Consider the following 24,977-nt stretch of genomic DNA (forward strand, 5'->3'; position numbering starts at 1 on the left):
TGCGTCGAAAAATAACCTCCATAGCTCTGCTATGCAGAACATTTTTCTTCTTGTATCTCGTCAAAATATCTTCAAAAGCATCTTTTCCCCCAAATGATGACACACCCTGAAAAAAAGCTATCTAGAATTCTCCGATTAGCTTAACTTCTGGCTCTAGAGATACTGACCAATGATATTCTACTTTCTCTTGAGCATAACGAATCAGTTGAAAAATATCGTTGGCGGTAGCCGTACCACAGTTGAGAATAAAATTAGCATGACGGTGGGCTATCTGAGCATCACCTATCTTATATCCTTTTAAACCTAGCTGTTCAATTAATCTAGCAGCAGCATGAGGTTGAGGATTACGGAAAACGCTACCACAACTGGGAAGATGATAAGGTTGGCTAGTTTTACGTTGAGTCCAATTTTGATTAGAGAGGTTCATGATTTCAGCTTTAGTGAAGCCAGGTTCAAGCTGCATCGTCGCCCTCACAACCATACGATTATCCCCTTGCAAATTAGAAGTACGATAAGCATAATCTAATTCTTCTGGAGTAACTTCTGTAATCGTGCCATCGGGAGTTAAAACAGTAGCACTAATCAGAATATCAGCCATACATGACGAATGAGCCCCTGCATTCATTACTACCCCACCGCCTACGGTACCAGGAATACCCACCGCCCACTCTAGCCCTTTGAGACCTCTTTTAGCAGCTTTCCAGGCTAATTTGGCGATCGCTTCTCCCGCATCAGCAGTTAACAAACCTGTTTCAGGATTAAACTCATAACTGCGAAAATATCGGGTTGAAAGAACTAATCCTGGTATACCGCGATCGCTAACCAGTAGGTTTGAACCAGCTCCCAACAAAGTTAGGGGTATATCCTGTGACTGATACCATTCAAAACTAGCCTCAAGTTCATCCCAGTTTCTTGGTGCAGCATACCATTGGGCATCACCACCAACTTTGTAAGAAGTTTGGTTGGCTAAAGATACTTCAGACTGAATTAAATTATCTCTATTCATTTAATTTATAAAGACTAATTAATTAATAACTTATAAATACGGTTGATTGATGATATCTTCTGGAACAGGATTTGGCTAGTCTGATCGAGTAAAAGTAGTTAGAACAAATCGTAATTTAGAGGTTGATTGCTAAATGCTAATAGCTGAATATCCGTAACAATTTATTGCTCCCCGATTACTGAAAAAGAGCAATAGTTTTGGGAATGGCTTGATTAAGATTTCCTGCACCTAGGTACATAGCAAGATCTCCTGGTTGTAAGATTTCTTGCTTCAAAAAGTCAGCAATAGAATCTACCGAAGCATGATAGTGAACATGAGTGTGATTTATAGCGATCGCTTTAGCTAGATCTTTTCCTGTAACTCCGAAGATATTTTTTTCTCCTGCACTATAAATATCTGTAATTACCACCACATCAGCATCTTTAAAGACAGTAGAAAATTCCTGTAGAAAAGTATGGGTACGACTATAACGATGAGGTTGAAAAACTGCCACAACTCGATGTAAAGATTCTTTGCCTTCTACTCTCAACTTGGCAGAAGCCAACGTCGCCTTAATTTCGCTGGGATGATGTGCATAGTCATCGATAAAGACAATCCCATTAGCTTCTCCACGATGTTCAAATCGTCTCTTTGTTCCCTTAAACTTAGCTAATGATTCAGCAATAGTAGTAAATTCTAAGCCTACTTTACGTCCCACAGCGATCGCTGCAAGAGCATTACTCAAGTTATGTTCTCCCAAAAGAGGCAGCTGTAATACTCCTAAGCAAACTCCTCGTTCCCAAATTTCAGCCGTAACTCCTTGAGAATGGTATGCAATATCCTTGGCAGTATAATCTGCCCCTGTGGCTGGATTTAGACTATAGCTAATGGTGATGGCTAATTCATCACGAATAATCGGATCATCAACACAACCAATTAAAGTATTACACTGTCCAGCAAAGGTTTGGAAAATACTGATTACTTCTTGAATATCTTGATAACGATCGGGATGATCTAGTTCAATATTAGTAATGATGCCAATGCTGGGGTGATGTTTTACCAAGGAACCATCAGACTCATCTGCCTCTGCTACCAAATACTTCCCTTGACCACTGCGAGCATTACCTTCCCATGCTTCTACTTCTCCACCGACGATGATAGTTGGGTCGAGATCACACTGCAATAGCATATGACCAATTAAGCTGCTAGTGGTGGTTTTGCCATGGGTTCCAGAAACAGCTATGCTGTGATATTCATTAATTAGAGCTGCTAATAGATCGGAGCGATGGAAAATAGTACAGCCTAATTTAACCGCAGCTTGATATTCGGGATTATTCTCAGCGATCGCCGTAGAACAGATAATCTGGGGTAAACAATCTACATGATCTTCCTCGGTTTTAACTTCTACAACAGTATCTGTTTTTCCCCTAGTAGATACTGATAAAGATTGACGTTCTTGATTGAGGTAAGTAGCAAAAAAATCTAAATTACTCGCTTCTTGAACGGGAAAAATTTTAACTCCTAACGCTTCTAAGCGTCTTGTGATATGGCTAGTACGTAAATCAGAACCTGATACTGGTAGTTGGCGCTGAGCAACTATATAGGCTAAAGCCGACATTCCAATTCCACCGATACCAATAAAGTGAAATGGTTTACCATTTAAATCTACTTTTGTCACTTTTGTGTCTCCCAGCATAAAACAATAGTTCTGACCAAAGTACACAGATCACTCCGTTGTTCCAGGGGAGATGTAGTCTGTGACTTGGTATCGCTCTAAAACAATACGGGATATGATAACAATATTTTTTTGAACTTAGGTAGATTTAGTTCCTAGAAAATAATTAAATATATTTTTAAAATTGATATATTTCCGCAAATTAACCTAGAAATCAATTGTTTAATTCTTTTAATTGCAAGCTCTTATAATTTTCTTAATCTAATTAATGCTAACCAAGGTATAGTGCCACGATTGTTGCTTTTATAGGTGTTTAAATTGAATCTTAACAGAGTCTTGAATTGTGCTTACTTTACGATATGATTAGTCTTATTAAGAATGTTTTAATCTATTAACCTAATAAAATAGAGGGCAAGAAATAGTGGTTAGAGTAGCAATTAACGGTTTTGGGCGTATTGGTCGTAATTTTGTCAGATGCTTGCTGACCAGGGATAACAGCAAATTAGAGTTAGTTGGTATTAATGATACCTCCGACCCAAAAACTAATTCTCATCTGCTGAGATACGATACTATGCTGGGAGTTTTGGATGCAGATATTAGTTATGATACCAATTCTCTAATTGTCAATGGTAAAACAGTCAAGTGTGTCTCTGATCGCAATCCTTTGAACTTGCCTTGGAAAGAATGGGATATTGATATTGTTATTGAGTCTACAGGTGTTTTTCGCGACGCTAAAGGTGCAGGTAAACATCTTCAAGCAGGAGCCAAAAAAGTAGTTATTACTGCTCCTGGTAGTGGACCCGACATCGGTACTTATGTAGTGGGTGTCAACGACGGAGATTACAAGCCAGGTGAATTTGATATTGTAAGTAACGCTAGTTGTACTACTAACTGTCTAGCTCCCATTGTCAAAGTTATTCACGAACAGTTTGGCATAATTAAAGGCACGATGACCACCACTCACAGTTATACAGGTGATCAACGTATTCTGGATGCCAGCCACCGCGACTTAAGAAGAGCCAGAGCCGCCGCCGCCAACATTGTACCAACCTCTACTGGTGCAGCTAAAGCTGTAGCCCTTGTATATCCTCAAGTCAAGGGTAAGCTAAATGGTATTGCGATGCGTGTACCTACTCCCAACGTTTCTGTGGTTGATTTAGTTGCTCAAGTAGAGAAAAATACTATTGCTGAAGAAGTTAACGATGCACTGAAAAAAGCTTCTGAAGGCTCATTGAAAGGAATCTTGGGTTACACCGAACTACCTTTAGTATCTTCTGACTTTAGAGGAACTGATGTCTCCTCCACTATTGATGGTCAACTTACTTTGGTATTGGATGGTGACATGGTTAAGGTTATTGCTTGGTATGACAACGAATGGGGGTATTCTCAACGAGTTGTTGACTTAGCTGAAATTGTTGCCAATGGCATGTAAAGCTATTTAGAACGCTAATTAAAATTTAGTTGAGATTATTTTGAAAGCCCCCTGAGTTAAACTTGGCTCGGGGGGTCTTACTTGATAACAAGTCGGCTCAATGCTCGGCTTTCATAAGATAGTCTTGGGCAACTTTAATAATTCTTAGCGCAGCTTGACCGTCGCCAAAAGGGTTGATTGCCGTTGACATCTGTTTGTAGATAGTTTCATCATTTAGTAACTCTGTTGCCGAATCTAAAATTGATTGTGGATTCGTACCAATAAGTTTCGCTGTACCGGCCTCTACTGCTTCTGGTCTTTCCGTAGTTTCCCGTAAGACTAAGACTGGTTTACCCAAACTAGGTGCTTCTTCTTGTAAACCTCCCGAATCTGTTAACAGTAAATAACAGCGAGCAATTGCCCCTACTAATTCGCTGTAGTCTAAAGGTTCGGTTAAAAATACTCTAGGGCGATCTCCTAAAGCAGCTTTAATTGGTTCTCGGACGGTAGGATTACGATGTAAAGGTAAAAGTAATGCTGTATCTGGAAAACGGTCAAGAATAGCATTCAATCCTCTCAAAATATCTTCTAAAGGTTGACCCCAGTTCTCTCGACGATGAACCGTAGCCAATAATACCCGATGTTGTTGCCAATCTAAATTAGCTACTTTACACTCAGGTTGACTATCTGCAACTCTTAAGAGGGTATCGATGACAGTATTCCCCGTATGATGAATTTCTCCCGTTACTCCCGATTTTTGTAGATGTTCTACCGCTAATTTAGTCGGTGCAAAGTGTAATTGAGCAATTTGAGAAATTAGTCGACGATTAGCTTCTTCTGGATAGGGATTAAATAAGTTATCGGTACGCAATCCTGCTTCGACATGACCTACTGGAATCTGTTGATAAAAAGCTGCTAAAGCTGCGGCAAAAGCAGTAGTGGTATCTCCTTGGACAAAAACTAATTGAGGTTTAATTTCGACAAAAATTTTTTCTAATCCCTGCAAACTATCACATGTGATACTAGTTAAAGTTTGTCGGGGTTTCATAATAGCTAAATCGTGATCTGCCTTTAAGTCAAACAATTCCATGACTCGATCTACCATTTCTCTGTGTTGTCCAGTAAGGATAAGATGAGTTTTAACCTGACTAAGATTTTGAAGTTGCTGGATGACGGGAGCTAGCTTGATTGCTTCGGGTCGAGTTCCTAAAATCACCCCGACAGAAATAGTTGATATGGTCATATTAATTTTATGAGAAAAAAGATTGGAGGAATTATGTACTGCTGATCAAAGACCTGAAATTAAGAATTTTGTTTGAGAAAACCCTAAAAATAGAAAAACCCAGTGTATACTGGGTTTCATAATTAGATATTTAAGTTAGCTATCTTCAACTTAATATTTATTTGTTGAGATTATAGCTCTCTCTAGTCATGATCTGGATAGTTTTTAGAATCGAAGGCTAAATTATAATTATCAACTAAATACCTGATATTCCCATCCAAAGCCATAACTAAGAAATTAAAAAACTGATGTAATCAAATCAAATTTTCAGCTCTCAACTACTAAACATATCTATTGGTTAACAACGTCTAGTTGGCAAGTTAAGGGACAAGAAGCATAAACAGGGGCATTAACTAACGCATTCTGTCCATGCAACCAACTTAACCAGCTTACTTCTTCAGGATAAATTCCCTTAAAGGATAAAATCGCCGCACCAACCAAAACTACGGCTATATTGAGAGCAATAATACTTCCAGTTACTACTAAAACTGCACTAGCAGGAATAACTGTTTGCAAAATAATTGTAGCTAAGATACCTACTGTAACCACCAATGCTCCTACAGGGAAACCAACCACTAGCAAGCATACTGTTAACGTAAAACTCCAGATCAAAAAACTTTTTATCAAACTAAAGTAATTATTCTTTTGTACTAATTCCATTATCTTTAAGTTCACCAACAACAACAATTTAAAAAAGATATTCTTGAGCCAACTAAGCTCTTTCGCATCGTTATAGATAAGTATAAGAAACTCTAATCAATAAAATACATTTTTTAAATATAATTTTACATTTTCCTCTAATGAGACCTAGTTTAGATCTCAATACTTATCGATCCCCAGCCATTTACAGGCTATCAAAGCTATTTATAGATAAATATAAAAGTATTTGAGAACGATCTAAATATTACTTAATAAATCAAATTTTAATACTATTGAACTACTTAAGCATAAATACTTAGAGATTTAAGAATAAGTCATCAAATAGACATTTCTTAATTTCTAGCTTTATTCGTAATTACAAGTTCAAAATGTTGGTCAGAAACTCAAGAAAAATAAATTATTCTTGAAAAGAATAATTGTTCAAGCAAAAGTATTAAAAGATTTTTCAACTAACTACGTAATTATGCTTCAGAAGATTCTTGTAGCTGATTTGAATATTGAAAAACTTAGTTTGATATCTCAAACTTATGTGATTAAAGAAAAATTAGATTGATGGCTAATCTGAATTGGCTTTGTGGAAACGAAACTCGTTCTAATTCCCTTAGCTGTTAGCGATTGAAGTCATCGCTGATTTGTTTAATTCCCCTGGGGCAAATTGTTAAAAATAGATAGGGGGCTGGGCATACTAAGTCTAGAAAAGATTACAGTTCAAAATAAGTAATAATAAAATGAATCAAAGATTAGGTTCGCAGCCACTTCCTCCACCTCCCCCTCCACCATCAACATTGGGGAGTATCAATAATAATCTAACTGCTCAACAACAAAAAACAGCTATTAAAGATTCAAATACTAAATCTAAAGTAGAGAGTAATGGTCAAAAATCATCAGTTGCTTCCCCAACTGCCAAAGCCAAATCTAATCGTCCTAAGCGTTCTTCTGGTCAACCGTCCTTAGAATACATTATAAAAAAAGCTTATGATCGAGGGTATTCTGATATTCATTTGGGAGTAGAAGAAGTACCTCGAATGCGCGATCGCGGTGAAATGGCTCTTCAAGATTACCCCAAAACCGATCTCAATACTTTTATGAGTTGGTTATATGAAATATTATCTGATGAAGAAGTAGAAAAGTTTAAACGAGAATTGGAATTTGATGGGGCGACTCAATACGATTTTGCCCGGATCAGAATTAATGTCTTTGATACTCTTCGAGGTCCAGCATTAGTTATGCGCTTGATTCCGCTCAAAATTCTAACTATGGAGCAGTTAGGGTTGCCTCCTGTTTTCCAAGATATTTCCGATGCTCACAAAGGCTTAGTTTTAGTAACAGGTCCTACTGGATCGGGAAAGTCAACTACGATGGCAGCGATGGTAGATTACATCAATAATGAACATGCCAAACATATCGTTACCATTGAAGACCCAATTGAATTTGTGCATCAAAGTAAACGTTCTTTAATTAAACAAAGGGAAGTTGGTATTAATACTCGTAAATTTGATAATGCTCTCAAAGCGTCTTTAAGGGAAGATCCAGACATTATTCTGATTGGGGAAATGCGCGATCGCGAAACCGTTAACACAGCTTTGAAAGCGGCGCAGACGGGCCACTTAGTCATGGGAACATTGCACACCAATAGTGCCATTAAAACCATTGAGAGAATTTTGACTTTATATAGTGCTGAAGAACAAGATGCCATGCGAATAGCTCTTTCCGAGTCCTTAGTGGCAGTAATCTCCCAAGGTTTATGTCGCACAACTGACGGTAAGAGAGCAGCTTACCATGACATTATGGTCAACACAGAAACAGTTAAAGACTATATCAAACAAGGTAAATACGATGAAATTCATAGTCTGATGCAGGATGGAGGTTACGACGGCATGATTACCACCAATCAAGCTTTATTTAGTTTGTATGAGGAAGGCAGAATTACAGAAGAAACAGCTTTAGAAACCTCTCCTACTCCTAACGAAATGGCAATGATGCTCCGAGGAAGAATCTAAATTAAAAATTTATACTTTGTAAGGTAGACAGGGTATGATTCGACTAACAGTTCCTTTAACCAATTGTCAAAATTGACAGCTCAACTATCTTCTTTACCCAATACCTTCAAAGGTATTGCCTTATTTACTCCTGGGGGGGATCTAATTTATGGTATTCATCCTCATAAGCAAGCTCAGTGGCACATTCATTTATGTCTTAGACTACAAGAAACCTTGGGTTTAGCTGATTCCCCTCATTTTTTGGTGCCAGGGTACACCGCAACTGTAGAACGTTGGCTAAATCCTCATACACAGCAAATGAAATTGATTGCGGAGGTCCATCCGGCGGTACAACGCTATATACCTTTACTGCAAGTCTTATTTGATCTAAAAACAACTACTGAATGGCATCTTGCCCCCTGGCAAGAAGAGCATTGCAACCGTGCAGTAATTGAAACTTACCAACCGCATTTTCCACAACTCTGGCAACAACATAATTTAATTATTCGTTTTGACCCCAAATATCCTGCCACATTAGTTCCAGAAATAGAACAGCCTGACGTATATAAATTAAATACTGTTAAGGTCATCAGTAATGAGCAAGCTGGAGGATATATCTTGCAATTATTTATTTCCAGCAATAATCCTACCGCTGAACAAACTTTGGGTAGTATTCATCAACTGTTGGAACAAGGTTTAACTAGTCCCTATACTTTAAAGGTAATCGATATTGACAAAAATCCAGAACAGGCTGAAATCAATCAAGTTATAGTCACACCAACTCTAGTCAGAGTTGCACCCAAGCCTGTAAAGCGCATAGTAGGTCAACTGGATGATATTCAGAGGATATTACATATTATTTCTAGTTATTAGCTGTTAGCAAAATATAAATGATAAATGTATGATGAATCTAGCTATCTTAGCCACTATTGCCTATGGATTGCTATCTGGTTTTGGTGGCATTTGGGGATATATCAAATCTCAGAGCAAGCCTTCACTAATTGCAGGATGTTCAAGTGCGATCGCATTATTAATTGCTGCGGGAATGCAGTGGCAAAATTACGATATAGGTCTACTGCTTAGTAAAATCATTATCCTGCTACTCATGGTTGTGTTTACTATCCGCTTAGTAAAAACAGGTAAATTCATGCCCTCAGGAGTGATGCTAATTGCTGGGGCGATCTCTTTAAGTTGCCTATTTGCCTAATTAGGCCAAAGTTTCGGGACAATAACCTAGCCCTCTAGTAAACTGCTGCCGAAATGCCTCAATGTCTTTGGTATCTGGTATACCGTGAGAAACCACTGCTACTTGGTAACGGCGCATTACCTCCACAGGAGATTGCCCAGTTTCTAAACTCCAAAACACCATCTTCAGGCGCATTTCTGGTTCATAGGCAATACCCAACTCAGACATAAAAGCCCTAAAATTTCCGTGTAGCTTAGGTTCGAGAGGTTGAGGAAAACGGATTTTAACAATCCAACCGTCAATTTGATGAATTACGGTTAAAGAAGCACCTGCTGCATGGTCCATGCTACGCAGATAATCGATTGTCCTTAATGTAACGCTGGCGTTTGCCAAAAAATAAAGATAGTCCATAAACGTCATTCTCAGGAGACCTATAATACTAGTCTGACAATAAATAGGGGGGTTACGCTTGGGGAAAAGCACCCGATCTTTTAAATTTGCTATAGGGGATATTACCCAAATGTGATTGTGTCAAATTAACTCATAAATCAGAATGAACGAGGATCTTTTACTTTCTAGCTATACTTACCAATTACCTCAAAAGCTGATTGCTCAAACTCCAGCCGTTCCCAGAGATAGTTCTCGTCTACTGATAGTAGATTCACTAACATCTTGTGTTCATGGTGTTTTTCACGATCTAGATAAATGGCTTAAACCAGGGGATTTATTAGTACTCAATAATACCCGCGTGATTCCTGCTCGTCTATATGGTTATAAAATCACAGGTTCTCAAGTGGAAATTTTGCTCTTAGAAGAAAAAGCAAATAACTGTTGGTTAGCTTTGGTTAAACCAGGTAAACGTTTTCCAGAGGGAGCAGAAATTTTTTTTGATTCGGCAAATGCCAGTCAATCTCAAGGCAATTTTCAGCTAAAAGCTACTGTTGTAGGGCGAGACGAGACAACAGGAGGAAGAATTTTACAATTTGAGTTGCCTCCGAACAAAACTTTGTGGCAATTATTAGAGCTTTATGGACAGGTACCTTTACCACCTTATATTACTGACAATAAGTCTGCTAATGATCGCTATCAAACAGTATATGCAACTAAGCCAGGGGCGATCGCTGCTCCTACGGCAGGTTTACACTTTACTCCAGAGTTACTCAGTAAATTACAGCACCAAGGTATAGAGCAAACTCAAATAACGCTTCATGTGGGAATTGGTACTTTTCGCCCCGTAGAATCAGAGCAGATTACTCAACACACAATGCATCAAGAATGGATTGAAGTTAGCCAGGCAACAGTAGCCAAAATTTTAGCCACAAAAGCTAAGGGGGGTAGAGTGATTGCAGTGGGGACGACAGCTTCGAGAGCTTTGGAAGGAGCAGCTAGAGAAGCCCAAAAGTCAGGAAAGACCTTACAGGCTTTTCAGGGTAAGACTGATTTATTTATTTATCCAGGTTATCAATGGGAACTAATCGATGGCTTGATTACCAATTTTCATTTACCCGGTTCTAGTTTACTGATGATGGTTAGTGCCCTAATTGGCAGAAATCGTCTTTTAAAACTTTATCAAGAAGCGATCGCACTTAATTATCGTTTTTATTCTTTTGGAGATGGGATGCTAATTTTACCGGAAGCCAAAATATAAAGATTAATCAGGATTATTCATCGACTATTTGTGAGGATAAATCTACACTAGTCGCAATCTCCGCTAGGGGTAAAGAAATTTTGACTAATGTTCCTTGAGCTTCCCCAGCACTTTCTAAAGATATTTTGCCCTGCATCAACTCCACTAGATTGCGCGATATAGCCAAACCCAAGCCGGTTCCACCAAATTTTCTAGTTGTTGAGCCATCCACCATCACAAAAGGATTAAATAATTTGCTTTGTTGGTTTATGGGAATACCAATTCCTGTATCCTCAATGGTAATCACAACTTCTTGATGATTGCGTTTCTCAGAACTATATTTAGTAGTATTGTGATTATGAATAGCTGCAAAATCATGCTCATTATTTTCTAGCATTTCCTGAGAATGATGATCATTAGTCACTATTTCAGGATGATGATATTTTTTAGTAGAAGTAAATAAATATTTCAAATTCTCTGGTTCATTTTCTGGTTCTAGATTTTCTTCTGTAGTGATAGTGGTTACGCTAATGTCAATACCGCCATAATCCGTAAACTTAACTGCATTACTCAATATATTAATTAATATTTGCTTTAATTTAGCTGGATCTGCCAAGACATAAATATTTTCATTCCAGATTGGGGTCTTTAAGTTTAAATCTTTACGTTGAATTGGTACTAAATGTAGATCGATTACCTCGTTAAGTATTTTACGTAGCTCGACTTTTTCAATAGTTACGGAAAGTTTACCCGCCTCAATTTTAGAGATATCTAAAACATCGTTAATAATCCCTAAAAGATGAATAGCCGCATCGTCAGCCTGCTGCAAAAACTCTCGCTCTTCTTCGATATTATCGCAGTAGCCATCTTGTACAATCCGAATACAGTTAATAATCCCATTAAGAGGAGTTCTGAGTTCGTGAGAAGTTGTCGCCAAAAACTCACTTTTTAATTTATTAGCATTCTGCGCTTCTTTCCAGGCAGAGACTATTTCTTCTCCCCAAGCACGTAATCGACCAACCATATCATTGAGTGCCAGAGAAAGTTGATTAAATTCTCGAATTTGAAAATTTTCTGGTAGGCGATCGCTACTAGAGTACAAACGCTCTTCATTTTTAAGGGAATAATCTCTAATTTGTTCGAGAGGTCGTGCTAGTTCACGAGATACATACAATGTAGCTAGAGAGCTGGCAGCAATTAATCCCAGAGTCATGCTCACCAAGGCTTGACGAATATCTTTAAGGGGTAAAAGAGCAGCATCGAGGGGGCTAACGGCAAGAATAATCCATTTTTCCTGATTGTCTTTAGTAACTGGGGAAGGAATAGAACTATATCCAGCTACTAATTCAACTCCATCTGTTTCTAGATAAAATAAATGCAAAAAATCTGGTTCATTGGAGATCGCATTTTGCAAGAGACTATTAAGTCTTCGAGCATCGGGCATTTGCTTAATATTGCGACCTACCCGCTGTACAAAAGGATGAGCCAAAATAGTGCCGTCCTGATCGATGACCACGGGATAACCCTCTAGGGAACCTGGTTCAATAATATCTTGGGCCAGAATAGCCGACTTGACGCTTAAAGCATAACGAAGATCACCATTGCGATCGTACACTGGAGCAGTTAACCAAAGCTTAAGTTGCCGACGAAACGGGTTTTCACTCGCATCTTCAGAATCACGGATTAAAGAAGTTGATGGCAGTAACAACTTGACATTAATTTGGGAGGAAGTCGTTAAAATCCGTTGTTTCTTTTTTTGCCAGGTACTATTCTCTAGTTCAACTTCTTCTTTACAAGTTGTGGCAATAACACTGTCAGTATTTAAATCTGTGATCTGTGCACATAAAATATCCGTAGGCAATACTTCTTTTAATTGAGCAATTAACAGTTGAGGGTCTAGCATATCGGAGCGAGAAATTGCCGCATCACTAGCACTAGCGAGATTATTACGCAAGGCATCAATTGACTGTTTGACAATTTCTCCTTTTCTGACTGCACTCTCGGTTAAATTCTGTCTGGCAGTTTCTAAAAAAGCTGACCTTGCTTTTCTATAAGTGACATAAACTCCCACTAACAAGACAGGAACGCTAACCAAAAGAATGCGCGAGAGTAATATACGTCGGAAAGAGGATTGACCAGGTGCCATATGAAAAGATTTAGGCTCACGCTTAAACTATATCTCTACTGTTGTATTTTAATGATATCCACTCAGATAACATTTGCCATTCTTGCAGATTATAAAAATTGAGTAGACTTAAGTTTGACATATCTTCAAACTGTTGACATCAAAGTGATTTCACATTTCTCGATGAATAAGCTACCACACACAACTGCTATTTTAGCAATGACTGCCGACGGTAAAATCGCCGACTATCAGCGTTCTGCTGCTCGTTTTGGTTCTGCCAAGGATAAAGCTCACTTAGAAAAACAAGTTTCTTTGGTAGATGGAGTATTATTTGGTGCCGACACTTTGCGGGCTTATGGCACGACCATATTTATCTCTGAAGCCAGTTTATTAGAGTCTAGATTAAAGCGATCGCAAAAACTGCAGCCAGTGCAGATCGTTGTCTCGGCTTCCGGAATTCTTGATTCCCAGTGGCATTTTTTTCAACAATCAGTACCGCGATGGTTACTTACTGTACCCAGTGGCGCCAAACTATGGCGCTCCAAAACAGAATTTGAACGCATCCTAATTATTCATGGCACCAAAGAAAAGAACTCCACGATCAATTGGGTATCAACCTTTGTTCAATTAAAAGGTTTAGGTTTAAACAAACTAGCTATTCTAGGTGGGGGAGAATTGGTAGCATCTTTACTTAAATTGGATTTAATTGATGAGCTTTGGATTACCATTTGCCCTCTAATTTTAGGTGGCAACAACTCCCCAACTCCAGTAGGGGGAATTGGATTTAAACAATCTCAGGGCAAAAAACTGAAGCTATTGGAAGTTAAACAGATAGAGGGAGAGCTCTTTCTGCACTATCAGGTTAAAAGGAATAAACTAATGACAAATAGTTAGCTGAAAATAATATAAGAGTGTCGGATAGGGATACCCCAGTTGTCGAACTGTCGAAACTCCGAACTCAAGTTCATTTAGCTTCCATCCAGTTTTTACCGGCGCTAATATCTACAGCAAGAGGAATACTTAACTCTACTGCATTTTCCATAGTGGATTTAATAATCGTTTGTAGTTCTGTCCATTCTTCGGGGGGAACTTCTAATACTAGTTCGTCATGTACCTGAAGCAACAACCGCGCTTGATAGTTTTGCAGGATATCCTGAAGGTTAATCATGGCAATTTTGATAATATCAGCACTGGAACCCTGTATGGGTGAATTAGCTGCGGCTCTTAATGTTTGAGCATCGGTATAGCTATAGTTAAGATCTTCTAGATTAATCGCTTCGGGGTTACTGCCTCGCAGTTGCTTGAGACTCTCACTAATTAGATTAATGTAACGTCGTCTACCTAAAATAGTATTAACATAGCCTAAAGCGATCGCCTGTTTTTTAACTCCCTCTAAATATGCAAAGACTTGAGCATATTGTTGATGATATTTACTGATAAACTGTTTGCCAATATCAACTTTAAAACCAGATTCTCGTGAGAATCTTTGCGCTCCCATACCATAGATAACTCCAAAGTTGATTATCTTACCTAAACGTCTTTCTTCAGAGGTAATATCATCTTTTTCAAATAATAGTTGAGCAGTGACCCTATGGACATCTCGGTTATTTCGATAGGCATCAACTAATACTGGCTCTTGACTGAGATGTGCTAGAATCCTCAATTCTATCTGAGAATAATCTGCTGCAACTAATAGCCAACCATCTTGAGGAATAAATGCCTGTCTAATCTGACGAGAAAATTCAGTACGAATGGGAATATTTTGTAGATTAGGGTTAGAAGATGATAATCTTCCTGTGGCAACTACCGTTTGATTAAAATCAGTATGAACTCTTTTAGTAGACTTTCTGACTAGGCTAGGGAGAGCATCAACGTAAGTAGATTTGAGTTTTGCCAGAGTACGATACTCCAGCATGTTATCAATCACTGGATGATCGCCTTTAAGCTTTTCTAATACTGCTTGATTAGTGGAATAACCTGTTTTTGTTTTACGAGATTTTTTACGATCTAACCCTAGTTTTTCAAATAAAATTACACTTAATTGCTTGGGGGAACCTAAATTAAACTCTTCTCCTGCTGCTTGATATGTTGCTTGTTCAATTTTTTCTAAATCCTGGTCTAGTTTCTGGGAAAATTGTTGTAGATATTCAGTATTCAAATTAATCCCTGTATTTTCCATCGCGGCTAATACAGGTTCTAAAGGTTGCTCTACTTCTAATAGTAGTTTTTCTAGGTCAGGAAACTTAGCCAACTCTCCCTTGATCTTATCCACTAAGTAATAGGTCGCATATACATCTAGTCCACAATAATCTGCTACTACGGCAATGTCTAAATCGGCAATAGTATCTCCTTTGGGAATCCCTAAATCCTTATAACTCTTGGCAGCGATTTCTAGACCATAACGCTCTGATAAATCTCCGAGGTTATGAGTCATTTCAGGATTCAGCACGTAGCTAGCCAGCATAGTATCAAAAACCACTCCCCCTAGCTTAATTCCCTGATGATGTAAGATTAGACGATCAAACTTCGTATTTTGCAAAGCTTTGGGGTATTTCTCGCTCTCTAAGATGGGCTTGAGAGTAGATAATACTAATTCTTGTTTTAGTTGTTTCCCCTCCTTATGACCCATTGGAATATAAGCAATCTCCCTGTCACTATTTCCCCAACAACAGCCAATGCCCACCAACTCGGCTAGATGAGTTTCTAGTGAAGTAGTTTCCGTATCCCAAGCGACAGGTTTTGCTGGATCGGTATGTTTTTTTAGGGTTTTTATTAACTGCTTTAATTTAGCTTCGGTATCAATAATTTGCGTATTAAGCTGTGGTGTAAATAGCTCTATTGATTCCACCTTTGGCTCCTGATCGGCTGTCAGATTATCAGTAAATAGAGATAGTTGACCATCATTATCTTGACTTTTTTTGTTAATTTTGGGCTTGACTTCAACAACTTTTACTTCAGGATTGCCCCCCAGTTTAAGCTGTAATTTATTAAGATTACCAATAGTTTTCTTAAGCTCTAGCTTTTTAAGTAAAGGCAAAACTAGCTCTTGCTCAAAGCCAACTAACTTACAGTCATTTAAATTGATCTTTACAGGAGAATCCAAAGCAATTTGGGCTAGAAACTGGGAGTGTAACGCATCTTCTTTTCCAGTTTCCAGTTTCTTTTTAGTTGCCCCTTTAATTTGATCGATATTGTTATATACTTCTGCTAAAGTTTGATATTCATTTAATAGCTTAACCGCCGTTTTCTCACCAATTCCCTTAACTCCAGGAATGCAGTCAGACTTATCACCACAAAGAGCCTTATAGTCTACAATCTGTTCTGGTTTCACTCCCATTTTGTTAACTACACCTGCATGATCAAACTCGGTGTAACTATGAGCCGTTTTCTTAAAGGTTTGATTATGTAGATATAAAACACTGATCTCTCTTTCGTCATCTACTAATTGAAATAAATCACGATCGCCAGTAATAATTTTGACCCGATAGCCCTCAGCACTAGCTTTTGTGGCAATTGTTCCCAAGACATCATCAGCTTCGTATCCTGGCTGAGTGGCAATAGTTAAGTTAAATGCCTCTAAAAGTTGTTGTAAATTTTGGATGTCGAGGATAAAGTCTTCAGGGGTTTCTACGCGATCGCTCTTATAGTTGACATCAGCTTCATGGCGAAATGTAGGCTCACTTAAATCAAAAGCGATCGCCATAAATTGCGGTTCTTCTGTTTCCAATACCTGCAATAAAGAGTTAATAAATCCAAAACAAATGCTCGTGGGAATACCTGTAGAAGTAATTAAAGGACCTCTTCGAGAATTGCTGAGGGCATAATAAGCACGAAAAGCTAGGGAGTGACCATCTACCAAGATTATTAACGGTTTTGTCGAATTTTGAGCAGCAGAATTAGTTACAACAGCTGAAACCATAAGATTCTTTTTTAATCAGGAAAAGTATATCAAAATTAAGACAATGTTTCAGTTTATGGATGACTGTAAACATTAGTAAACACACCTTGTTTTGAATAATTGGTGATGTTAGTTTAACTAATAGGTACAGAGAAGCACACCAATCTTCTTTCCAAAGCAGATTCTAGCAAGTACCTCCTGCTAGGAATCTACACAGTAACTTTTAAATGGATATAAGCAAAAAATAGGTGAATTAGTCTTAGTTATTATGCCTTACTTTAGTAGCAAATGACATTAAGAAAATTCGCAATCTTAGCCAGAATTGGTTAGTTGTTAGATCCAAATGTTGAGTCTAGTTATTGTGCGCTATTTATAAACCTACTTAGTTGGAATTTTATTGAGTACTTTACTATCAAGTTTAAATCTGCAAAATAATTTATTGGGAAGTCTTATAATTTTGCAAAAAGACACAGGAGAGGAATTTCTTCAAGGCTAGTTTTAGTTGGTTATGTCTTTGAAATTCAAGGAGGTTTGTTCTGTGCTAGCCCCGTCCTCTCCTCTCCCAATCAATTCTAATAAAACAGCAAAATAGTTTCTTGTAGTGCGATTCATGATGTTGAGATTCATGGTCGTTTTTTGGTTTTTAGACAGTTTATCGAACTAAACTCTTCGCAATTTATAGTTTGATTATTATTAGCGATCAATAAAAGAACGATCCTAACTTAAAATTGAAGACTATGACAAATCATCATCTGTGTTAGGGGCGAACAGCTGTTCGCCCCTAATATTCACTTAGGTACGAGTATAGTGCTGGACAAATTAATGATAAATTTCCCGAAGAAAAAAAGGATAGATTTAAATTAGTCTACCCTCCGAATTAATTTATAAACTAGACAATGTTTATCTTTTCGCCAATTTTTTAGTTTTCAACTTCCGTAAACGGATAGATTCAGGAGTTACTTCCACCAATTCATCAGGACCAATATACTCTAAAGCTCGCTCCAAACTCATCTCAGTTGGTGCTTGTAGCTGAACTAATTCATCACCACTAGCGGCACGGTGGTTAGTTAGTTGTTTGGCTTTACAGACATTTAAGTCTAAATCTTGGGGGCGATTGTGTTCCCCAACAATCATACCTTTATAAACTTTAGTACCAGGAGTAATAAAGAATGTACCGCGATCTTCGGCATTTTTGAGAGCATAAAATGTCGAGCTACCTTCTTCAAAAGCAATAATCACGCCATTATAACGAGTTTCCAATTCTCCAGAGAAATCTCGATATTCTAAGAAACTATGATTCATAATTCCTTCACCGCGAGTTATGCGGACAAAGTCGCCACGGAAGCCAATTAAACCTCTAGCGGGAATTACAAATTCTAACTGGGTGCGTCCACCATTATTTTGCATATCCATCATCTCACCCTTGCGTTGTCCAAGACGCTCAATACAACTACCAACAGCGACTTCGGGTACATCTAATACCAGATATTCATATGGTTCGCAGGGTTTGCCGTTAATTTCACGGTAAATTACTTGGGGTTGGGATACTTGAAACTCGTAGCCCTCACGTCGCATGGTTTCAATCAGAATACCTAAGTGCAATTCACCCCTGCCCGAGACGAGGAATTTTTCTGCTGAATCACCAGCTTCCACACGCAGGGCGACATTGGTCTCCAATTCTCGCATCAGGCGATCGCGAATTTGTCTGGAAGTTACATATGTTCCTTCTTGCCCTGCAAACGGAGAATTATTCACCGAAAAGGTCATTTGAAGGGTAGGCTCATCCACCTTAATTAAAGGCAATGCTTGGAGTTCATTAGGACAAGTAATAGTTTCACCGATATTAGCATCAGCAAAACCAGAAACTGCGACAATGTTTCCTGCGCTGGCTTCCTCTAATTCGACTCTAGCTAATCCTTTAAAGCCCATCAGCTTAGATATTTTGGCTTTGACAACCTTGCCGTCCTCTTTAATTAGTGCAGCTTGTTGACCAGCTTTAAGAACTCCATTGTGGATTCTACCAATGACAATTCGACCAAGATAATCAGAATAATCCAAGGTAGTTACCTGTAGTTGTAAAGGCTTTTCAACATCCCCTGCTGGTGGTGGAACATGATGGATAATCGCCTCAAATAGGGGTTGCATATCCACACCCTCATCTTCCAGATTTTCTTTGGTATAGCCCTGTAAGCCCGAAGCGTAAAGAGTGGTAAAGTCACACTGATCGTCGTCTGCACCTAGCTCAACAAATAAGTCAAATACTTTGTCAACTGCTCCATCAGGATGAGCCCGGGGGCGGTCAATCTTGTTAACCACTACGATCGGACGTAAGCCTTTTTCCAGAGCTTTTTTAAGCACGAAGCGGGTCTGGGGCATAGGACCTTCGTTAGCATCAACTATCAATACACAGCCATCAACCATCCCCAATACACGTTCTACTTCTCCACCGAAGTCAGCGTGTCCAGGAGTATCAACAATGTTGATTAAGATATCTTTGTAGCTAACTGCTGTATTTTTGGACAGAATGGTAATTCCCCGCTCCCTTTCCAGGTCATTTGAGTCCATGACACAATCCGGTACATCTTCGCCCTCGCGGAAAATACCCGATTGTTTAAGAAGCGCGTCTACGAGAGTTGTTTTACCGTGATCGACGTGGGCAATGATTGCAATATTGCGAATAGGAAGAGACATAAAATTGGTCTATAGACTTTTGTATCGTCAGCTCAAAATTTCTTAACAATTATAACTTAGTTCAGTTTTTATTTATATTTAATTGTTATGAGCAAGAAATTTATAAGAAGAAAACGGAGCTTTTGGCTCATTGCGATTTTAGGTATCATTCTCGATCAAATAACTAAATATTTGGTTGTCCAGAGTTTTGCCCAAATCGGCGATACAGTTCCTCTCTGGCAGGGAGTGTTTCATCTTACCTACGTGATCAATACGGGGGCTGCCTTTAGTTTTTTTCGCGGACAGGTTGACATTTTACGCTGGATTTCCTTGGTGGTCAGTTTAGCGTTAATAATTTTTGTCTGGTATACCCCCAAAATAAGTTTAATTGAGCAATTAGGATATGGATTTATTTTGGCAGGAGCGATCGGCAATGGAATTGATCGCTTTTTATTTGGTTATGTCGTAGATTTTCTGGATTTTCGTCTGATTAATTTTCCTGTATTTAATTTAGCGGATGTATCGATCAATATTGGCGTATTACTCCTGTTAATCGCCAGCTTTAGCGCTACCTCGAAACCAAAAACAAATAGTTGATCCGTTTCGAAAATAAAAAATATCCCTCAACCGGATCAATGAAATCTTGGTCAGGGATAAGCAAAATTTAAAAGCTGAAAGCTTAGAGCTTAGAGCCTAGAGCTTTTAACCAGCTACATAGTTCTGTAGGTTCGATAATTTACATTAGGGAATATGTTATCAATTGCCTCAACTTTTTCTAACCAACCTGAATCTACTTTCCCGCTTAAAACATCATCATAAATTTTGTTAAAGCGGAGCAAATGCGATCGCGTCCTACGGATAGCATAAGGAACCATCGTACCAGTTCGCATAATAAATGCCCAGTCGGAAGATTGTGCTAACAGCAACTCTCTGGCAGCCTGATTTAAGGCACGCCATTCCAATTCATCCGCAGGCTCACGACTTGCTAGTTTGATCATTCTCTCTGCTGCTTTATGGAGGTGAGGATAAATCCAAGCATTAGTATCATTTAACCAATACTCATGGAATCCTTTATAACCCCAGCTAGACTGAGAAGGACGACACACCTGCTGAGTAGGTTGCTTCTGTAAGTATTCTGACAAGTGAGTCATGTCATAGGTATTCTGGTCGTACCAACTCTTACGAAAGAGAAAATCAATAAATTGAGGTCCTTCATACCACCAATGACCAAATAATTCGGCATCATAGGGAGAAACCACAATTGGGGGACGCTGCAACATTCCATGGAGATTCTGGATTTGTCGCTCCCGATTGTACATAAAGTTGCCCGCGTGTTCAGCGGCTTTCTCTGTTGCCCAATAAGGATCATAGAGACCTTTTTCTGATAATCCCCCATCACGACTAGTGATCTTATGGTATTTGATACCAGTGTTTTTGCGCTGACCATTGGGCATAATGTAGGGCTTAATATATTCATATTCAGCTTCCCAACCCAAATCTTTGTAGAATTCGCGGTACTCTACAGCACCTGGATATCCCACTTTGGAAGACCAAACCTGCTGAGAAGATTCATGATCGCGACCAAAAGCCGCTACTCCCGTTTCCGTATAAATAGGCGCATAAGAGCCATGACGAGGGCGAGGACGAGCATAGAGAATACCATGTCCATCGGTTAAAAAGTAACGCAAACCAGCATCGGCAAGCATTCTCTCCAAACCTTCATAATAAGCACATTCAGGCAACCAAATTCCTTTGGGAGGGCGACCAAAGCTTTCTTCATAGTGTTCACAGGCTACTTTGATCTGTGACCATACTGCCTGAGGATACATCTTCATTAAAGGAAGATAACCATGAGTTGCTCCACAGGTAATAATATCTAGGTTGCCACTATCGAGAAACTGTTTAAAAGCTAATACTAGATCTCGATCATAGCTTTCCCAAGTTTGCCTAATTTGTTTAAAGGACTTGGCATAATATTCAGCCAAATAGCTCATGTGACCATTGTGCTGATGGCGATCAATTTCTTTGGTAATTAATTCCTGGAGCTGAGCTAGATGATCATCATACCGATCTTGTAGAAGTTCATCTTGCAACATTGACACCAGAGGAGGTGTCATGCTCATAGTCATTTTAAAATCAACTCCATCCCGTTTCAAGTTTTCAAATACTTGAAGCAATGGGACATAGGTTTCGGTAATAGCTTCAAATAGCCATTCTTCTTCTAAGACAAAGTCGCTTTCTGGATGTCGAACAAAGGGTAAGTGAGCGTGTAAAACAAGGGCAAGATAACCAAGAGCCATGATAATAAGATATTGCTAAAATTTTTTATGACCTAAATTAGGGAACTGAGGCAATCTGGGTAAATTTTATGATATCTTAATAACGTATTCTGAAAAAGTTTAGCTATCAGAAAAAATGCCGCCCAATATAGCAGTTACTAACACGCGCTCGACTTTTTATAGATTGGAAGCGTTGTTATAGCTGGAATAATTTGGAATAAGTAAGTGCCTTAGGCGATCTGTATTCCTATCATGACCACATGTTTAGAGTTCAGAAAGCTTTTTTAAAATCTGTTGGGTTTTCATCTCTAGTGTTGCAATCTAATGGGCGACATCCCGATGACTTAAAAGATAATAACCGGGGAAGTTTGCTTCAACTCCTACTATTTATAGACAAACGTTCTTCTTCCGAAGAGCATATCCAGCGAATCCAAGCTTATTTACAGGGCTTGCAATCAGATTATTCATTCAAGTTAGAAATAGTTGAAATTGACAAGCAACCTCATTTGGTAGAATATCTAAAATTAGTAGCTACTCCTGCTTTAGTTAAAGTGGCTCCAGGTCCAAGGCAAACTCTAGCTGGTAGTAATTTAATTAAACAATTGGAGAAGTGGTGGCCTCGTTGGCAAGCAGCTCTAGATAGTTCAGATATTAGTGTTGATAGTCAAAGTTTGGGAGATGACTTATCTATTTCGATTTTAGATAAAGTTGGTTTCTACGCTGAAAACGTTAAACTTGCTGATGAAATATTTTCCTTAAAAAAGGAAAAAGAAAGATTGCTAGCACAGCTACGCTTTAAAGACCAAATTTTGGCTATGCTAGCTCACGATCTGCGTACCCCTCTAACAGCAGCCTCTATGGCAATGGAAACTATTGAGTTGTCAGAAAAGAATGAACACATAGAGGCAACTAAGCTGGCAAGTCTGAAAAAAAAGCTTTTTCAACAGGCAAAAAGCCAGTTTAGCATCATGAATCACATGATTGGTGAGCTGTTGCAAAACTCTCAAAGCGTGAGTACCAAGCTACGAGTCAAACCGTCTCCCATACGTTTAAAGCCTTTATGTCAAGAAGTTGTCACTAAACTTGAGACTAGACTGAAGCAAAAATTAATGACTTATAAGGAAGACATTCCCCAAGATATTCCTTTGGTCTATGCTGACGAAGAGTTAATTCGTCAATTGATTAGTAATCTGCTGGATAATGCGATTAAATATACTCCAGAAAAAGGTCAAATTTCTCTGTCTATTTTGCATCGTACTAACCAAAAAGTTCAAATTAGTATTTGTGATACGGGACCGGGCATTCCCCCTGGAAAAAGAGAGGTTATTTTTGAGGACAATTTTCGGCTCCAGCGCGATCGCGATCAGGAAGGCTACGGATTAGGGTTAGCTATGTGTCACCAGATTGTCTGCGCCCATTATGGTCAAATTTGGGTAGATAGTTCTCCTTCAGAAGGTAGTTGTTTTCAATTTACTTTACTGGTTTATAAATAGACATCTCCAGAATATAATCATCAATAAAACAATATTTTGAAGTGATTGCTCATCGTTTATCTTAAAGCTATTAGCCTTTAGCCTTTAGCCTTTAGCCTTTAGCCTTTAGCCTTTAGCTTTTAGCCTTGGTTTGACTGCTAAAAGCGTAATTGAGTTTAAGACTCTATTTGATTGAAGCTAATAGCTAATAGCTACGGCGTAGCCGTTTCTTTATCTTGCATAGTTCGAGAAAAAATCCGAATTCCGAACTCCGAACTCCGAACTCCGAACTCATATTTAACATCAAACAGGAATAGTAAAACTAATAGTTGTTCCTTCTACTGTATTAGATTGAATCGACAAAGTACCTTGATGTGCATTGACAATTTGCTTAACAATTGCTAAACCTAAACCAGTTCCTCCTGATTTACTAGAAACAAAAGGTTCACTCAGTTTTGGTAAAATTTCTTCTGGAATCGGAGTTCCCTGATTATGAATACTAAAGCAAATAGATTCAGGATTTTGGGTTTTAGTTAAAGTACAGGTAACTACTTCCCCCAGAGCGATCGCTTCGCAAGCATTTTGAACTAAATTAATTACGACTTGCTTAAGCTTATTTTTATCAGCTCTAATTATTAGCTTTTCTGGCAGAGGAATCAATCGAATCTCTTTTCCTGAAGCCATTGGCAATTGTCGTAAATCAAACAGTAATTCAGCCAAGAACGGAGCTACTTCTATTGGTTCTAATTCAAGTATTTGAGGTTTAGCATAGAAGAGAATCTCTTTTAATAGCTCCAAAAGGCGATCTCCTTCTTCTGTTGCTAAAGACAATCTCATACGATCTCGTTTTTCAAGTTGGAGTCGCTTTAGGGAATTTAAACCCATCATGATCGTAGTTAAGGGATTGCGAATCTCATGCACAATCATGGAAGCAAATTGACCAATAGCCGCCAATTTTTCTTTTTTAATCAATTTCGCTTGAGTGGCTCTTAACTGCTCGGTACGGAGAGCCACTTCTGTTTCCAAAGCCTGATTAAAATCTTGTTGTTGCTGATAGAGATTATAATTGTCAATCGCGATCGCTGCTCTTTCGGCAAATAACTGGACAGTTCTCAATTCTTCTTCGTCAAAAGAACGCGGCTGAACACAAAAAGAACATATTGTCCCAAATGTCTTACCCCCTGGTGTTTGTAAAGGTACCCCTAAATAGGAACGATATCCTTCGGGAGGTTTTCCGTATTTTGTTTGAGTCTGGGTGTCTTTGACCTGTAAAGTTTTCCCTGTTCTAACAACAGTATGAGTTAAAGTACCGTGCAAAGAATAGATCTGCTCTCCTGCTCCCAAATCTAAACTGCTGGCGATTATTTTTTCTTTTTCAGCCCAACAAAAAGTAACTACCGACCAATCTAGATTCAGCAATTGGCTGACTCCGCAGGCGATATCTTTCAAATAGCTATCGATTGTCGAAGAACGATAGCTCAAAGCCGATAACAGTTCTAGAATTCTTTGAGCTTGCTGCCATTTAAACTGACCTTGATGGAAAGGAAGTGGCTGAACCATTTGATTAAATAGAAATTATTAAAATTTATCTTAATAGATGTTTTCCTCTAAGTATTAAAGATATAGCCGAATTGGATGTCTTGTATGATCATAAAATATAAAATATGCGAATCGTTGCGATCGTTCTCAATTTACTTAGGTAACTTAGATGTTTTTTACTAAAAGACT

Annotated in this window: 18 protein-coding genes; 8 read left to right on the plus strand and 10 right to left on the minus strand. The window is 38.5% G+C overall.

The annotated features are described in order from the left end of the window. Positions 1-121: 121 nt before the first annotated feature. A complete protein-coding gene (murB, locus tag PLEUR7319_RS0109425; protein WP_019504969.1) occupies positions 122-1,006 on the minus strand; it encodes a UDP-N-acetylmuramate dehydrogenase in 885 nt (294 codons plus the stop codon). Between the two features lie 175 nt (positions 1,007-1,181). Continuing rightward, positions 1,182-2,681, minus strand: a complete 1,500-nt coding sequence (gene murC, locus PLEUR7319_RS0109430) for a UDP-N-acetylmuramate--L-alanine ligase (RefSeq protein ID WP_019504970.1) — start codon at positions 2,679-2,681, stop codon at positions 1,182-1,184. 400 nt (positions 2,682-3,081) lie between these two features. On the opposite strand from murC, the gene PLEUR7319_RS0109435 reads away from it, so the two are divergent. Then, positions 3,082-4,092: a type I glyceraldehyde-3-phosphate dehydrogenase gene (locus PLEUR7319_RS0109435; protein ID WP_019504971.1), complete on the plus strand. Its 1,011-nt coding sequence runs from the start codon at positions 3,082-3,084 to the stop codon at positions 4,090-4,092. A 97-nt stretch (positions 4,093-4,189) separates the two neighbouring features. On the opposite strand, the gene wecB is transcribed toward PLEUR7319_RS0109435, so the two are convergent. Continuing rightward, positions 4,190-5,314 (minus strand): non-hydrolyzing UDP-N-acetylglucosamine 2-epimerase, encoded by a 1,125-nt coding sequence (wecB, locus tag PLEUR7319_RS0109440; protein WP_019504972.1) that lies wholly within the window; start codon positions 5,312-5,314, stop codon positions 4,190-4,192. Positions 5,315-5,644: 330 nt separating this feature from the next. After that, positions 5,645-6,013 (minus strand): hypothetical protein, encoded by a 369-nt coding sequence (locus PLEUR7319_RS0109445; RefSeq protein ID WP_019504973.1) that lies wholly within the window; start codon positions 6,011-6,013, stop codon positions 5,645-5,647. A gap of 728 nt (positions 6,014-6,741) precedes the next feature. On the opposite strand from PLEUR7319_RS0109445, the gene PLEUR7319_RS0109455 reads away from it, so the two are divergent. The 3 genes from PLEUR7319_RS0109455 (at position 6,742) to PLEUR7319_RS0109465 (ending at position 9,199) form a co-directional block, all read left to right on the plus strand. Then, complete coding sequence (locus PLEUR7319_RS0109455) at positions 6,742-8,013, plus strand: type IV pilus twitching motility protein PilT (protein ID WP_019504975.1); 1,272 nt, start codon at positions 6,742-6,744, stop codon at positions 8,011-8,013. A gap of 72 nt (positions 8,014-8,085) precedes the next feature. After that, a complete protein-coding gene (locus tag PLEUR7319_RS0109460; RefSeq protein WP_019504976.1) occupies positions 8,086-8,865 on the plus strand; it encodes a circadian clock KaiB family protein in 780 nt (259 codons plus the stop codon). A 28-nt stretch (positions 8,866-8,893) separates the two neighbouring features. Continuing rightward, entirely contained in the window at positions 8,894-9,199 is a 306-nt protein-coding gene (locus tag PLEUR7319_RS0109465) for a TMEM14 family protein (protein WP_202804225.1), read from the plus strand. Here PLEUR7319_RS0109465 and PLEUR7319_RS0109470 read toward each other — a convergent pair whose 3' ends face one another. Next, the gene (locus tag PLEUR7319_RS0109470; RefSeq protein WP_026102418.1) at positions 9,200-9,589 is read right to left on the minus strand and encodes a hypothetical protein; all 390 of its coding nucleotides are present in this window, start codon (positions 9,587-9,589) and stop codon (positions 9,200-9,202) included. Positions 9,590-9,731: 142 nt separating this feature from the next. Between PLEUR7319_RS0109470 and queA the strand changes: the two genes are divergently transcribed. After that, positions 9,732-10,826, plus strand: a complete 1,095-nt coding sequence (gene queA / locus PLEUR7319_RS0109475; protein ID WP_019504979.1) for a tRNA preQ1(34) S-adenosylmethionine ribosyltransferase-isomerase QueA — start codon at positions 9,732-9,734, stop codon at positions 10,824-10,826. A 13-nt stretch (positions 10,827-10,839) separates the two neighbouring features. Here queA and PLEUR7319_RS34760 read toward each other — a convergent pair whose 3' ends face one another. Then, positions 10,840-12,951 carry an ATP-binding protein gene (locus tag PLEUR7319_RS34760; protein WP_019504980.1) on the minus strand — a complete coding sequence of 704 codons (2,112 nt, stop codon included), beginning with the start codon at positions 12,949-12,951 and terminating at the stop codon, positions 10,840-10,842. A 162-nt stretch (positions 12,952-13,113) separates the two neighbouring features. Between PLEUR7319_RS34760 and PLEUR7319_RS0109485 the strand changes: the two genes are divergently transcribed. Beyond that, positions 13,114-13,824, plus strand: a complete 711-nt coding sequence (locus PLEUR7319_RS0109485; RefSeq protein ID WP_019504981.1) for a RibD family protein — start codon at positions 13,114-13,116, stop codon at positions 13,822-13,824. Positions 13,825-13,894: 70 nt separating this feature from the next. Here the strand turns inward: PLEUR7319_RS0109485 and polA are convergent, their stop codons facing one another. Both polA and typA read right to left on the minus strand, forming a co-directional pair. Next, positions 13,895-16,849 carry a DNA polymerase I gene (gene polA / locus PLEUR7319_RS0109490; protein WP_019504982.1) on the minus strand — a complete coding sequence of 985 codons (2,955 nt, stop codon included), beginning with the start codon at positions 16,847-16,849 and terminating at the stop codon, positions 13,895-13,897. Positions 16,850-17,728: 879 nt separating this feature from the next. After that, positions 17,729-19,519: a translational GTPase TypA gene (gene typA / locus PLEUR7319_RS0109495; protein ID WP_019504983.1), complete on the minus strand. Its 1,791-nt coding sequence runs from the start codon at positions 19,517-19,519 to the stop codon at positions 17,729-17,731. Between the two features lie 87 nt (positions 19,520-19,606). On the opposite strand from typA, the gene lspA reads away from it, so the two are divergent. Continuing rightward, positions 19,607-20,095, plus strand: a complete 489-nt coding sequence (lspA, locus tag PLEUR7319_RS0109500) for a signal peptidase II (protein WP_019504984.1) — start codon at positions 19,607-19,609, stop codon at positions 20,093-20,095. A gap of 113 nt (positions 20,096-20,208) precedes the next feature. Here the strand turns inward: lspA and PLEUR7319_RS0109505 are convergent, their stop codons facing one another. Continuing rightward, positions 20,209-21,798, minus strand: coding sequence for a glycoside hydrolase family 57 protein (locus PLEUR7319_RS0109505; protein WP_019504985.1), 1,590 nt, complete (start codon positions 21,796-21,798; stop codon positions 20,209-20,211). A gap of 239 nt (positions 21,799-22,037) precedes the next feature. Between PLEUR7319_RS0109505 and PLEUR7319_RS0109510 the strand changes: the two genes are divergently transcribed. Further along, the gene (locus PLEUR7319_RS0109510) at positions 22,038-23,270 is read left to right on the plus strand and encodes a histidine kinase (RefSeq protein ID WP_019504986.1); all 1,233 of its coding nucleotides are present in this window, start codon (positions 22,038-22,040) and stop codon (positions 23,268-23,270) included. A gap of 282 nt (positions 23,271-23,552) precedes the next feature. Here PLEUR7319_RS0109510 and PLEUR7319_RS0109515 read toward each other — a convergent pair whose 3' ends face one another. After that, positions 23,553-24,809, minus strand: a complete 1,257-nt coding sequence (locus PLEUR7319_RS0109515) for a GAF domain-containing sensor histidine kinase (RefSeq protein ID WP_019504987.1) — start codon at positions 24,807-24,809, stop codon at positions 23,553-23,555. Between the last annotated feature and the right edge of the window lie 168 nt (positions 24,810-24,977).

The organism is Pleurocapsa sp. PCC 7319 (assembly GCF_000332195.1).
In the GTDB taxonomy this organism is placed as follows: domain Bacteria; phylum Cyanobacteriota; class Cyanobacteriia; order Cyanobacteriales; family Xenococcaceae; genus Waterburya.

What these genes read in the sequence shown, in the direction of transcription:
- murC (WP_019504970.1), bottom strand. Translation starts at nt 2,681, where the DNA reads ATGCTGGGAGACACAAAAGTGACAAAAGTAGATTTAAATGGTAAACCA.
- wecB (WP_019504972.1), bottom strand. Translation starts at nt 5,314, where the DNA reads ATGACCATATCAACTATTTCTGTCGGGGTGATTTTAGGAACTCGACCC.
- PLEUR7319_RS0109445 (WP_019504973.1), bottom strand. Translation starts at nt 6,013, where the DNA reads ATGGAATTAGTACAAAAGAATAATTACTTTAGTTTGATAAAAAGTTTT.
- PLEUR7319_RS0109485 (WP_019504981.1), top strand. Translation starts at nt 13,114, where the DNA reads ATGAATAAGCTACCACACACAACTGCTATTTTAGCAATGACTGCCGAC.
- PLEUR7319_RS0109455 (WP_019504975.1), top strand. Translation starts at nt 6,742, where the DNA reads ATGAATCAAAGATTAGGTTCGCAGCCACTTCCTCCACCTCCCCCTCCA.
- PLEUR7319_RS0109510 (WP_019504986.1), top strand. Translation starts at nt 22,038, where the DNA reads ATGTTTAGAGTTCAGAAAGCTTTTTTAAAATCTGTTGGGTTTTCATCT.
- typA (WP_019504983.1), bottom strand. Translation starts at nt 19,519, where the DNA reads ATGTCTCTTCCTATTCGCAATATTGCAATCATTGCCCACGTCGATCAC.
- queA (WP_019504979.1), top strand. Translation starts at nt 9,732, where the DNA reads ATGAACGAGGATCTTTTACTTTCTAGCTATACTTACCAATTACCTCAA.
- PLEUR7319_RS0109470 (WP_026102418.1), bottom strand. Translation starts at nt 9,589, where the DNA reads ATGGACTATCTTTATTTTTTGGCAAACGCCAGCGTTACATTAAGGACA.
- polA (WP_019504982.1), bottom strand. Translation starts at nt 16,849, where the DNA reads ATGGTTTCAGCTGTTGTAACTAATTCTGCTGCTCAAAATTCGACAAAA.
- PLEUR7319_RS0109515 (WP_019504987.1), bottom strand. Translation starts at nt 24,809, where the DNA reads ATGGTTCAGCCACTTCCTTTCCATCAAGGTCAGTTTAAATGGCAGCAA.
- PLEUR7319_RS34760 (WP_019504980.1), bottom strand. Translation starts at nt 12,951, where the DNA reads ATGGCACCTGGTCAATCCTCTTTCCGACGTATATTACTCTCGCGCATT.
- lspA (WP_019504984.1), top strand. Translation starts at nt 19,607, where the DNA reads ATGAGCAAGAAATTTATAAGAAGAAAACGGAGCTTTTGGCTCATTGCG.
- PLEUR7319_RS0109465 (WP_202804225.1), top strand. Translation starts at nt 8,894, where the DNA reads ATGATGAATCTAGCTATCTTAGCCACTATTGCCTATGGATTGCTATCT.
- murB (WP_019504969.1), bottom strand. Translation starts at nt 1,006, where the DNA reads ATGAATAGAGATAATTTAATTCAGTCTGAAGTATCTTTAGCCAACCAA.
- PLEUR7319_RS0109505 (WP_019504985.1), bottom strand. Translation starts at nt 21,798, where the DNA reads ATGGCTCTTGGTTATCTTGCCCTTGTTTTACACGCTCACTTACCCTTT.